The organism is Mycoplasma cottewii (assembly GCF_024918975.1).
Classification (GTDB): Bacteria; Bacillota_I; Bacilli_A; order Mycoplasmatales; family Mycoplasmataceae; genus Mycoplasma; species Mycoplasma cottewii.
The window spans coordinates 49943-63364 of sequence record NZ_CP103424.1 but is presented as its reverse complement, the minus strand read 5'-3'; the positions used below and the strand labels follow the sequence as shown (position 1 = coordinate 63364).

Below are 13422 nucleotides of genomic sequence, written 5' to 3'. Positions count from 1 at the left end.
GATAAGTATGAAAAAAATACTAAGCTTAGCAGCATGTGGTATGTTTCTAGCATCGACTTCAGCAACAGCTGTTAGTTGTTCATTAAGTTTTAATCCAAACAAGTTACTAACAAGAGAGCTATCAGATACTACAGTTTTTAAAGACTTAATTGTTAGTCCTATTGTTAACTGAAACTCAGCTATTAATAACAGTACATTTGATAGTAAAATTATTGCTAAACTTCAAGATACTTTAATCACTGTTGATAAACATGATAATTTTGAAGGTGCTTTAGCTTTAAAATGAAAACACGACAAAGAATTTAAACAATGAGATTTTAAACTTAGAAACAATATTAAATGATCGGGTTTAGAAAATGGTAGAACTGTCGACAAAGGACAAATCACTGCAAAAGATTTTTTCAATACTTTCAGATATGTATTTAACAAAAATAATAGAGCTCTAACTTTAGATATTTGAACTTCAGCATTAAATAAAACTAGAGAATTAGTTGATTTTTTAAACAAACTTTCAAATCCAGCTTACACAAAAGATAAAAAACCTCACGATTTATATGATCCAATATTTGATAAAGAAAGTGAAAAATATGAAGGTAAAACTTCTTTAGAAAGTGAAATGAGATCTAGTTATTATTTAGATCGTGCTATCATGGCATATAATCAGACATTAGATGAAGTTAAATCAAAACAAATGGCGTTAAATGACGGTTTATCAACTAAACAACTTGCAGAGGATTCTTTTAAAGAAGGACAAATTATAAGCCAAGCTAAAGAAGGGTATGATATTTCATTCCACTTAAATAAACCAACAAGTTATTTTGAAACAATCATTTCTTATTTAAGTTTTGCACCTATGCCTGATTTTTCTGTTGAATACTTAACTATTGGTAAAGAAAAAGCATCACAATTTGCAGGTACATCTTATTCTAAAGCTGCTGGTACAAAACAAGGTTATGAAACAATGTGATACTCTGGTCCTTATGTTGTCGATAGTTACTCTTCTGGAAGACATTTAAATTTAAGAAGTAATGAAAACTACTTCAACAAAGAAAATGTTCACATAAAAAAAATACTTTTCAGTTTCTCAAGTAAAGGAGATCCTGCTTCATATAGATTCTTCTTCCAAACTGGAGATATCTCTTCATTTAAAGTTGTTCCAAACGATCTAGCTGGATGAGAAACATATGTTCAAAATATAAACAATCCTCCATTTAAAGGAACAAATATTATTAAAACAAAACCTACAACAACATGAGCGTTTGTTTTCAACTATCAAAGTGAAGGAACAAGTATATATGAAAAAATTGAACTTAATAGAGAAGGAAGTTTAAGAGACGGAAAAAGAACAACAAGAAATGCTAAACAAGATGCAGAACTAAACAAAACAATTGCATTAAAATCATTTAGAGTTATGTTTAGATACTTACTAGATAGATCTATTTTTTCAAAATTCTTCTCTAGTGCAATTGATGGTAATAATAGAACAAGTAGTTCATTAAGAAATACTTACACAAGTCAATATATTGCAAGTTACAGAGATCATGAACAACCAGAAAACTCAGCAGAACAAAAAGATAATACAGTAGATTACTTTGATGTTATGTCTAAAAACTACTATGATAAATCAAAAGATTCTACTAAACAAGAACAATCATCTACTACAGGTTGATTGATTAAGGTTCTTAAAGAGAATAAGGATTCAAAAGATCTAATTACAGATGAACAATTAGCAAATTGATCAAAAAGATTTGGTTCAATTGAAGAAAAAAATGCAAGTGCTAAATCTGCTCTTGATCCAGGTAAAGATGCATTTTTCGAAAACGATTTATTAGCCTTATCTGCATTCTTAAAACAAGATGAACTAACTGGAGATCATGATAATTTCGCATTAAATCAAGATCCATCTAAGGTAGAATTTAAAAATCCAGAAAGAGCTAAAGAATTTATCAAATTAATTGGTAAGTATGATAAAGTCGATCCAAATAAGTCATATCCAAGACAAGATGCAAATTTAAAAATTTTACATGCAAAAACAAAATTGTTAAAACAACAAATTAAAGAAGACATGGAAGGTCTTGGAATTAATACAAATACTCCAATTACTATACCATTCTTAATGAACCCTGGAAACTCAAGTACAGGAAGTGCTACTGGTTATATTAACTATTTAACAGCTGCACTTAAAACTTTCAATTTCTTAGTACGTAAAAGAAGTAATGATGATATAAATTCTCCATTTGTTATTGATACTTATACTCCTGCAACAGCAATTGAATTCTCTTCATTAGCAAGAGCAGGTAAGTCCTCAATAATGGAAATAGGTTGATCTCCAGATTATGCAGATCCAACAAACTATTTATACACAGTTCTTTATGATGGAGCATATGATTACATAATGAGTTTAAATAAAACATTTAAAAAAGATTTTTCAAATAATTTAACACCAGCTGACATCATAAAAAATGATGCACAACATTATGAACAATTACGTAGATCATCTGAATTCCTACTTAAAAAAATTGAAAATGTTGATGTAACTATACCTGATCATAAACAAAGATTTGAGGCTTTATCAAAACTTGAAAACTACTTAACTTTATCTTCAGCATTGATAATTCCTACATATGTTAAAGAATCAGAATTAGTTCCTACAGTTTCATATGTAGATCAATTAACAATATCTCGTTTCCCATTAGGATCACAACCAGAACGTATGGTTGGAGTTAAAATCGATAAAAAAATTATTCAACAAGAAGAGTTTGAAAAGAGACTTGAAGTTTATAATGAGGAAAAAATAAGCGGATATCAATCTCTATATCCAGATGCAAGAGGTCATTACCTAAGTGGATTTAAAGGTGATTGAAATAAAGAAGTAGATTAAAAAAATTAAAGAGACGTAAAACCTGTCTAATAAAATTAGTTATGTTGAAAGACATAACTTTTTTATTTTAAAAGCAAAACAAAAAAAGAGAAGGTATGAAAACCTTCTCGATTACTTAACAAATTCTTTATATTATGGATATCTTCTTTCATACATTTCTTCTAAAGAAATGAACTCTAAAGAAGAACCATCCACTATAGTTACAGACTGACTAAAAATTTATATAGTTAATTTTAGTATAATTAAATTGGAGGTTTTCTATGTTATTTAAAAAAGAACTTATTAATTTTGTTGATAACGAAATTAATTCATGACAAAAGGCAATAGAAATTGCTAGTGAATCATTAATTAAAAATAATTATGTTGATGATTCGTACTGAAAGGAAATAATTGAAATTACAGATAAAACAGGTCCTTATTATATAGTGGCTCCTAAAATTGCATTACTTCATTTATCACCTAAACCAGAATGAAAAGATAAAGAAAATGCTTTGAGTTTAACGGTGTTTAAAAATAGTATTAAATTTAAACAAGAGCCTCGATATCATGTTAATTTTTGTTTAGCTTTATTTGCTAAAGACAATTCAAGTCATATTGATATTATGCAAAAATTTGCGATTTTATTTACAAATCAGAAATTTCTAGCAGAATTAGAAAATGCAAAAAATATTGATGATGTATATAAAGTTTTAGAAAGATATGATACTTAAAAAGGAGAAATAAAATGAATTTTGGAAATTATATATTAAATTTCTTCACCCAATTTATAGGAACACCTGCTATTTTAGTTGGGTTGTTTGCATTTGTTGGATGCTTACTGCAGAAAAAGAAAATTTCAGAAGCAATCACTTCTACTATTAAAACAGCTATTGGATTTATCATTATTGGAGCTGGTGCTGGAGTAATTGCCGGATCTATTAGTAAATTAGGTTCAGCTTTTAACTTGTTATTTGATAGAACTGGAGTTATCGCAAATAACGATGTTATACCTGGATTGCTATTACAAACTTCAAATATAGTATTAACTGGTTCACTAGTTATGATAACAGCAATGGTATTAAACATAGTATTAGCTAGAATTACTAGATTTAAATATATTTACTTAACCGGACATGTTTTATTCTATTTTTCAGTTATGTTTGCAAGTGTAATGCATGTTGCTGGATTAAACTTAGATAAAGTTGAAAATATCGTTTCAACAGTTATATCTGGAGGAATGTTAGTATCTATGTATATGGTATTAACTCCAGCTTTACTAAATAAACACGTTATAAGAATTACTCAAAATGAAAATCTAGCTTTAGGTCATACTGGAGCTTTAGGATATTGATTATCAGGATCAATTGGTTCATTAATTAGTAAAATGAGCAAAAAACCTTGTAAATCAACTGAAGAAGTTAATTTCCCTAAAACATTAGCTTTTTTAAGAAATACTAATGTTGCAATTGGTATTACAATGCTAATTTTATATTTAATAATTTACTTCACTACTTGAGCAGTAAGAGGTTATGATGCTATGGTAGTTGCTGAAATTATTAAAAAAGATGATGATGTTTTTGTTCAAGGATTATTACAATCATTTACTTTTGCAGCCGGAGTTGAAATAGTATTAATCGGAGTTAGAATGTTTATTGCTGAGATTGTTCCTTCATTTCAAGGTATCTCACAAAAAGTTGTTCCAAATGCAAAACCTGCTCTAGATTGTCCGATAGTCTTTCCATACGCACCAAATGCTGTATTAATTGGTTTTGTTTCATCATTTATTGGCGGGATTATTGCAATGGGAATTACTATTTTAATAGTAAGTATTCACGGTATCAATGTTAATTTATGAGTAATTATAATTCCAAGTATTGTGCCACACTTTTTTGTAGGTGCTACTTGTGGAGTGTTCGGTAATGCTAAAGGTGGTATTAAAGGAGCAATTATTGGTTCATTTGTGAATGGATTAATTATTTCGTTTGTACCATTTCTATTTATTGGATTACAAATGGTGAGTTCACTTAAAGATAATAATCAAATAGTTGCTTGAGGAGATGGTGATTTTCTACTAGGAATTCCATTTGGATTGATAGCAAAATATTCAAATCAATTTGCTGTTTGATTAATACCAGTAATTAGTGCTATATTATGAATATTATTACCTGTTTATAGTTTATTTAGTAAGAACAAAAATACTAAATTAAATACAAAACAAGATAAATCAACTACTCAAATTGATGAATCTAAAAATGAAACTACAAAAATCAAAACTAAATATGATTTTACTAAACAAAATAAAATTGTTGCAGTTTGTGGTCAAGGACTAGGTTCATCATTGTTGATTGAAATGAATCTTAAAAATGTAGTTAAAAAATTAGATTTACCAATAGAAGTTATTCATACTAATTTAAATTCATTTGATAGTAATGATGAATCAATTCTTGCAGTTGTATGTGGTGTTGATTTAGAAAATAGTATTAATTTTGATCGCAAAATAGTTTTAGAAAATCTATTAGATCCAAAACAAGCTGAAGAAAAAATTAAGGAATTTTTAGAATAATGAAGATTACTCCTTCAATTTATTGTGCTGATTTAGTGGATTTAAAAACTGAAATTTCTAATTTATTAAAAGCAGGAATTGATCAAATTCATTTTGATGTTATGGATGGAATTTTTGTTCAAAATTACGCACTTAGTCCAAAACAATTAGATGATATTAAAAGAACTTTTCCTAGTTTAAAAATTGATGTTCATATTATGGGTGTTGATTTATTAGATAAAATCAAATGATTTAAAAATGCAGATTATTTTACATTTCACTGAAATGCTGTTAAAAATATAGACAGTGCAAAACAGTGAATAGATGAAATTAAGCAACATAATTTAAAACCGGGAATAGCTATTGATTTAGATAATCAAATATCAGATATTTATGAATTGTTAGATGATTTGAATCATATAACTATTATGTCAATCAAACCTGGATTTACAGGTCAACAATTTGAAGATCTAACTTGAAAAAAATTAAATGAAATTAAACAAATAAAAGAGAGATACCCTTTATTAAAATTTCAAATTGATGGTGGAGTTAGATGATCTAATTTTAAAGAATTAATTGATATTGGTGTTGATTGAATTGTAGTTGGTTCTATGTTATTTGAAAGTGATGATTATACAAAAACAGTCGATAAAATTTATAAAGTTTCAAATAATTAATAAAATAGACTTTCAAGTCTATTTTTTATTTTTAAAAGTAAAAACAAAAAGAGAAGGTATGAAAACCTTCTCAATTACTTAACAAATTCTTTATATTCTGAATATCCTCTTTCATCCATTTCTTCTAAAGGAATGAACACTAAAGCCGCTCCATTAATACAATATCTTAATCCACCCATATCTTTAGGTCCATCATTAAAGACATGTCCTAAATGATTATCTCCAATTTTAGAACGAACTTCGATTCTATGCATATTATGAGAATTATCATCTAAATAAGTAACCGTTCTCTTTTTAATTGGTTCACTGAAACTAGGTCATCCACAACCTGCATCAAATTTAGTAGATGAAGAAAATAAAGCTTCACCACTTATTTTTTCAACATAGATTCCTTTTCTGTGTTCTTTATTTAACTCAGAAGTGTGTGGTCTTTCTGTTGCTGAATGTTTTAAAACACTATAACTTAAATCGTCTAATGATATTTCTTTTCTAACTTGATTAATTATTTCTTTTTCTCTATCAGTTAAATTATAATCAACATCAAGATTTACGTGACAATATCCAGTAGGATTCTTTTTTAAATAATCTTGGTGATATTCTTCACCTACTGAATAGTTTTTTAATTCTTCTAATTCAACATAAAATTCTTTATAATTCTTTTTAAAAATATTAAATACTGAATCAATAGTTTTAACATCACTACTATCAGTAAAATAAACACCGGTTCTATATTGAACACCAACATCATTTCCTTGCTTATTTAATGAGTCTGGATGAATGATTCTAAATAAATGCACAATTAATTCTTCAAGTGAAATTATGTTTGAATCATAATCTATTTTTACCGTTTCAGCATGCAGTGTTCTTTTTAAACTATGATATTTAGTTTTATCAGTTATTCCATTAGCATAACCAACTTCGGTATTAACTACTCCATTTAATCTAGAGAAATATTCTTGAACCCCTCAAAAGCATCCTCCCGCAAAATAAGTACTTTTTATCATGTTTTAGCTCCTTTCAAGTAGTTAATAATATTTTAAACATAATTATTCTTTTATAGTTATTTTCTAAGATATTCTTTATACATTTTTTCACATGATTTAAATATGACCGATACACCACAGCTTTGTTTATTTAAAATCTATGAAAGAACATCAATAGTAACACATCCTATTTTTTCTTGTTTTATGTCATGATTTTCATCACTTGGAAATAAAAATGCATTTTCTACTATATTAAGGTTATATTCTTTAGCAAATTCTTTATACGCTAATTCATATAGATATTGTTTAGTAATATCAGCTATTCCAGGTTTATCTTTTATTACATTTTCATTTAAGACAATATTGTAATACTTAGCATCATAGATGAAAAGAGAATTTTCATCTATACAAATAATATCTGGGTTTAGAGTGTCTTCGGATTTATGGTGATGATCATTTTGATGATTATCATCAGGATGGTATTTCCATTTAGGTTTGAAAATTATATTTTTTAAAGACTTTGAATTATCATCTTTAAAATTACTTAAATTTAATTCTTTTAAAGTTTTATCACGACTATTATTCATAACTACAGAACAAACATCTTCTCAAACTAAATTAAATGCATTAGTGCCAAAAAATGAAACACTATGTGATGTTGCTTCACTTTCTTTTTCTTGAATATATTTTTTTAATAGTTTTAAAATATTTTGCTTGTATGTGATAAATTGGGTTGAGATTTCCTGATTAAGTCGATGAACAATATATTCAGTTTTACCAAAATTACTAATATCACTTAAACTAAGGTCAACACCTTCTAAACCTATTAGTTCTAAAACTTCACTAAATCTATTAGATATATCAGTTAACACAAAACTGTGTAATTGTCTAAAATAATCATTATCATTATCTTTTTGATTGAAATTAAATGTATCTAAATAAACTGGAATGTTATTAGAAATATAAGCGGTATTTTCATTAATTGTTTTTTCTCAAAATATTTCACCTTCACCATTTAGTTCAATAATTTGTTTGTGATTATTATAAAGTCCATGTTCAAAATAATCTAACAGTAATTCTAAACAAATAGATAACATGTTAGAACTTTCTAGATCGTAGTTATTAGTGGTGTGTATTTTTCGTTGTTTAGATTTTTTATATTTTTTAATTACATTGATGATTTGTTTGAATTTTTTGTAGTTATTTTGGCTATCTTTTTCTATATTTTTTATATATTTTGGATATATAAACAAAAGAATGTTTTTAACAATTATCATTCCTACATATGTTAAAGAATAAAAAGCTTGTTTTGGAATATTTGGTTCTTCTGGATCTGCTTAGAGGTATTTTTTAAACTTTTAATTATATTATTTTCAAATAGTGATTGAATTATGTCTTTCAAATGATTTGGATCCTCGACTTCAAAAATATCTTGTAATTGATTAAAGGTAAAACGACTTAGTTCTTGTAATGTTTTAATTTTCATGGTTTAAATTTTCTTCTTTATTTTTCTTCTTTTTCTTTTCTTCATTATCCTCAATATTTAGACCGTTTTTGAACAATGCTAGACAATCATTATCGAATTCTTCACAAAGTTTAGAATATGTTTTGTATGTTCCTTCTCTAAAAAGTTCTGATCTATGAGCTCTTGTTACATCATCATATAAATACATTAACACTTTATCCTTTATAACTTCGGTAAGTTTTTCAGGAGTAGTTATAGATTCTTTTAAAATTTTTGAAGATATAAAATAAGGTCCAATTAACTTGTCTTCTGGAATATGTAAATTTGAAAGTTTATTATTTATTGCACGCCTGAACTCATCTCAATTGTATTTTTTTGATTTTACTTCTTGTGTTGAATTTACTTCTTGTGTTGATTTTACTTCAAACTCGTAATTTTTGAATTCTTTTTCATTTTTATCACTAGCTTTATTAATAGATAAATATTTAAATTCTCATCTTCTTTTAAATGCACTATCTAAAGGCATTACACCTTGATCAGCACTATTCATTGTTGCTAGTATGTAGAAGTTTTTTGGTAAATATAATTTTTCAAATTTAGGTTTTAATTTATCTTTAACTTCTTGTTCTAGTTCAGATTCATTGATATTTTCTTGTAAGTATTGTTGCAATTCTTCTGATGTTGAAATTAAGTATTGGCTATCTCCATTTTCATCTCTATCTAGTAATTGGAAAATATCTCCAAAAACAGCTGAAACATTTGCTCGGTTAATTTCTTCAATAACTAATGCAAAATTTTCATTAGGTTTTTTATATGCTTTTATTAATTGTTTTATTAATATTCCAGGAACATATTTATAAGTTATAGTTTCATTTTTAGTAAAAGGTTTAAAAGTTCCTACAAAATGACCGTACATATAACTTGGGTGGAAAGTTACGCGTTCATAGTTTTCACAAAAACTTTTTTCTACTAGTTTATTAAGTTCATAGCTTTTACCAGTACCTGGTGCTCCAAAGTAGATTGTTTGGTGAGCTACATCTGGTACTTCGTGTTCTGAATTATTTTTGCAATTGTTATTTAATAAAATGTCTTTCAATCTTAAAAAGTTTTCATAATGTTGTAAAGAAGTATATATATCGTTTCATGCTAAAAATTTAAAAGACACATTATCTTTTAATTTAGTTTTTATAATTTCAAAATCAGATAAATTATCAATTGTGTAAAGACTAATTTTATTAATATTTTGATCCCTAGCTTCTTTTGTTAATAAAAAATTTAAATTATCACCGTTTAATGCATCAAAATAATCTTTAACTGTTTTCTCTCCAAGACCAGGCTCTCCAGTTTTTTTGTTTAATACAATGAATTTTAAATATGCCTTGTATCCTTCTTTTATTTTTATTGATTCTTTTTTGTTTAGGATATTTTTAACTTCAGATCATCTATGTTTATTTGGTTCCATTTCTTTTTCTTGATTTTTAACATATTCATCAAAACGTTCACCATATACCGTTGTAATATAAATACTTACAACCCCTTCATCATAAATACACTTTTTATCTCCATGTGACTTTTTTTCTTTTTGAAATTTTTCAAAAGTTTCAGATATTTTTTTTAATCGACCTTTGTATCCCTTCTTCTCCTTTTCATCTTCTATTGAAAAGAAAGATTTGTTAGCTCTAAAAATTAAATCCATTGTATCAAAAGTAAAATCTTGTCCTTCTTTTAATTTTGTTGCTTTTAGATCATAAAAATATTGATCGTTTGATTCATCTAATAATATAGAAAAGAATTTTACTTCTTTATAAGTACAATATTCATAAAATTCAGCTCACGCTTTTGCTATTGGTTTTTCAATTTTACTGTAATAATCTCTACCTAAATTATTTTTTTGTCTTTCAGCTTCTTCTCTTGTAGGCCAAACAAATACAGCAATTTCTTGATTGTCATGAGTTTGAATTTTATATCCTCTTTTTTCTGTGTGTGTAATCAATAATATTTTTTGGATCATATTCAACCTTTATTATTTTTTCTAAAAACAACTTTAAATTTGTATCTGGATTCATACTATTATCCCTTTCTTTTTAATCATTATTACTAAAAATTACTTTAAAATAATTATCACATTTATTAAATATTTTTCAATTTTTAGAATTGTGTTATATTCTAGTTTCATGTTTGTTTTTATTTATAAATAAATAATAAAAAAGATGCTTTTAAGCATCTTTAAAATTTAAGCTAATCAGGGTTCAAATAATATTAAACTTATTATTATATTTACAAATATCAATCCAAATATTGGTATTTTTTTAAGATATAAATAAAAACTTATAACAACTCCTATTGGAACATAACAATATAAAGCAATTAATCTTCATCCACTAAAAAATTTCATGTTAGGTGTTGATTTTGAAACATCTATAATTCCTAAATATTCACTAGCTGATTTGTTAAAAATTAAATAAGGAAACATACAACTTAAAAATATTTCAATAGCTAAAGCAATAATAATTCCACTGACAACGGGATTCATAATATTAATTAATGATTTAAAAAAACTTGATTGATGGAATTTTTTAGAATATTTTAAAGCAATCATCATCATAAAAATAGCTGGTAAAACAAATGCTAAATATGTAAAGATCATTGCAATAAACCCTCATCATTGTCCTTGAGCAACCATATATCCAGTAATAGCAGCAAACTTAGGACTTAAAATACCTGGAGTTGAATTAGAAACTGCAAAAACAGTGTTTATGAAATCTTCAGGTATAGTAATTCCAAACCAACTCTCTAATGATTTTCACATTCAAACAAATATAGGCATGAAAACTTGTCCACCACCAAAAACTGATAATGAAACAAAAATAAGTAATAATAAGGATATAAAAAATGCGATAAAAGCACTCATTATTTTACATCCTTTCTAGCCATTGATTTTCTTGTTCTTTTAGTTTTAACTACAAAGATTGTTGAATAAATAGCTATAATTAAAACCATAACTAATACTGGAACGTTATATGGAGTTGGAATAAATAAAGAAAATGATAAACTAGTTAAAAATAAAATTATTCATAAACTTAGTTTCATAACTTTAATACCTTTTTTAAAATAATTTCACCCAAAACCAATTAATGCTCCTGTTATTGCTACTAAAACTCCAGTTTGAACAGCAATTAAATATTGACCTGGTATTTTATTGAATGCAAAAATAAGACCAACAGCTAAAATGATGTGTGGCATTGAAGCTAAGCTAACTACTAAATAAGCTTTAAATTTATTTAAAGTTTTAAAAGCTATATAAGCTGTAGTTTGAATTGCAGCGGGACCTGGTAACATATTTGTTAAAACTACATTGTGATGAAATTCATCTTCATCTAATCACTTATATTTATCAACAGCATAACGCTTAATAACGGGCATCATAGCGTTACCGCCACCAAACCCAACAAAAGTAATTAGCATTATAAAAATAAAGATATTTCAAAATGTAGGTTCTTTTTGATACTCTTTCTTTCTCATAAATTTCCCCCAAGAATTAAGTAATACAATATTAATAATATATTATAAAAATGTATTTTTCTTAAAAACAAAAAAGTAGCAAAGCTACTTAATTATTTAATGTATTCTTGATTGTTAAAATAAGGTCTTAACACTGGAGGTAATATTAATTTTTCTCCGTCTCATCAGTTTTCTAAAAGTGCAGCGATTAATCTATCTATAGCAACTCCACTACCGTTTAATGTGTGAACTAATTTAACTTCTCCATCAACATCTCTAAATCTTGTTTGCATTCTTCTAGCTTGGAAATCTCAACAGTTTGAACAAGATGATATTTCTCGATATTTATTTTGTTCAGGGAATCATACTTCTAAATCATAAGTTTTAGTTGCACTAAATCCAATATCACCACTACATAATTCAACAACTCTATAAGGTAATTCAAACAAGTTTAAAACATCTTCAGCATCAGTTACTAATGATTCTAATTCGTTCATAGATTGTTCTGGATGAACTAATTTAACTAATTCAACTTTATTAAATTGATGTAATCTAATCATACCTTTAGTATCACGTCCAGCACTTCCTGCTTCTTGTCTAAAACATTGAGTAAATCCAGTGTATTTTAAAGGTAGAACATCACTTGAAAGAATTTCACCAGCATGTAGATTTGTTAAAGGAACTTCACTTGTTGGAATTAATCATTGATCTCCTGCTTTATACATATCATCAGCAAATTTTGGTAATTGTCCTGTTCCTTTCATTATTTCAGTATTAACAATTAAAGGACAGAATATTTCTTTATAACCAAATTTTTCATGTCTTGATAATAAAATATCTGCAATTGCTCTAACTAATTTTGAACCTAATCCAGTATAAATTAAAAATCTTGATCCACTTAGTTTTGTACCTCTTTCAAAATCAATTAATCCTAATTTTGTTGCAATTTCTCAGTGTGGAGTATTGTGTTGAACTAATTTTGTATGTTTTGATTTTCTAATTTCTACATTATCATTATCATCACTTCCAAAAGTTATATCTTTATGTGGTAAGTTTGGAATGTATTGTAGTTTTGTAATCATTTCTTCATTAGTTATTTTTAATTCATCATCTAGTACTTGAATTTCAGAATTCATTTTAGATACTTGTTGTTTAATTTGTTCAGCTTCGTCTTGTTTTTTTTCACGAACTAAAACTCCAACTTGTTTAGATAATTGGTTTTTTTCTGCTTTAATTTTTTCAACTTTTAATAATAATTCTTTTCTTTTTTTATTTTTTTCAATTACGAATTTTAAATCTGATGAATAATCTTGTTGATTACGCATGTTTAACCTTTTAACAACATCATCGTAATTTTGTTCAATATAATTTATATCTAACATAAAGTACTCCTT

Annotated in this window: 10 protein-coding genes; 4 read left to right on the top strand and 6 right to left on the bottom strand. The window is 26.4% G+C overall.

All coding sequences use genetic code 4. From position 1 onward, the window contains the following. Window positions 1-7 precede the first annotated feature (7 nt). From oppA to NX779_RS00250, 4 genes are all read left to right on the top strand, one after another. Window positions 8-2881 (top strand): oligopeptide ABC transporter substrate-binding protein OppA, encoded by a 2874-nt coding sequence (gene oppA / locus NX779_RS00265; RefSeq protein ID WP_259430239.1) that lies wholly within the window; start codon window positions 8-10, stop codon window positions 2879-2881. A gap of 260 nt (window positions 2882-3141) precedes the next feature. After that, a complete protein-coding gene (locus NX779_RS00260) occupies window positions 3142-3591 on the top strand; it encodes a PTS sugar transporter subunit IIA (RefSeq protein WP_259430238.1) in 450 nt (149 codons plus the stop codon). 14 nt (window positions 3592-3605) lie between these two features. Beyond that, a complete protein-coding gene (locus tag NX779_RS00255) occupies window positions 3606-5423 on the top strand; it encodes a PTS ascorbate-specific subunit IIBC (RefSeq protein ID WP_259430237.1) in 1818 nt (605 codons plus the stop codon). Further along, window positions 5423-6079: a ribulose-phosphate 3-epimerase gene (locus NX779_RS00250; RefSeq protein WP_259430236.1), complete on the top strand. Its 657-nt coding sequence runs from the start codon at window positions 5423-5425 to the stop codon at window positions 6077-6079. Before NX779_RS00255 ends, NX779_RS00250 begins: the two co-directional genes overlap by 1 nt. A gap of 74 nt (window positions 6080-6153) precedes the next feature. Here NX779_RS00250 and msrB read toward each other — a convergent pair whose 3' ends face one another. The 6 genes from msrB to serS form a co-directional block, all read right to left on the bottom strand. Next, window positions 6154-7083 (bottom strand): peptide-methionine (R)-S-oxide reductase MsrB, encoded by a 930-nt coding sequence (gene msrB / locus NX779_RS00245; RefSeq protein WP_259430235.1) that lies wholly within the window; start codon window positions 7081-7083, stop codon window positions 6154-6156. A gap of 137 nt (window positions 7084-7220) precedes the next feature. Next, the gene (locus NX779_RS00240) at window positions 7221-8339 is read right to left on the bottom strand and encodes an LlaJI family restriction endonuclease (RefSeq protein WP_259430234.1); all 1119 of its coding nucleotides are present in this window, start codon (window positions 8337-8339) and stop codon (window positions 7221-7223) included. A 198-nt stretch (window positions 8340-8537) separates the two neighbouring features. Next, on the bottom strand, window positions 8538-10538 hold the full coding sequence (locus NX779_RS00235; RefSeq protein WP_259430233.1) for an AAA family ATPase: 2001 nt from the start codon (window positions 10536-10538) through the stop codon (window positions 8538-8540). 222 nt (window positions 10539-10760) lie between these two features. Next, window positions 10761-11438: a chromate transporter gene (locus NX779_RS00230; RefSeq protein ID WP_259430232.1), complete on the bottom strand. Its 678-nt coding sequence runs from the start codon at window positions 11436-11438 to the stop codon at window positions 10761-10763. Beyond that, on the bottom strand, window positions 11438-12049 hold the full coding sequence (locus NX779_RS00225) for a chromate transporter (protein WP_259430231.1): 612 nt from the start codon (window positions 12047-12049) through the stop codon (window positions 11438-11440). Before NX779_RS00225 ends, NX779_RS00230 begins: the two co-directional genes overlap by 1 nt. A 92-nt stretch (window positions 12050-12141) precedes the next feature. Then, window positions 12142-13410 (bottom strand): serine--tRNA ligase, encoded by a 1269-nt coding sequence (gene serS, locus NX779_RS00220; RefSeq protein WP_259430230.1) that lies wholly within the window; start codon window positions 13408-13410, stop codon window positions 12142-12144. Between the last annotated feature and the right edge of the window lie 12 nt (window positions 13411-13422).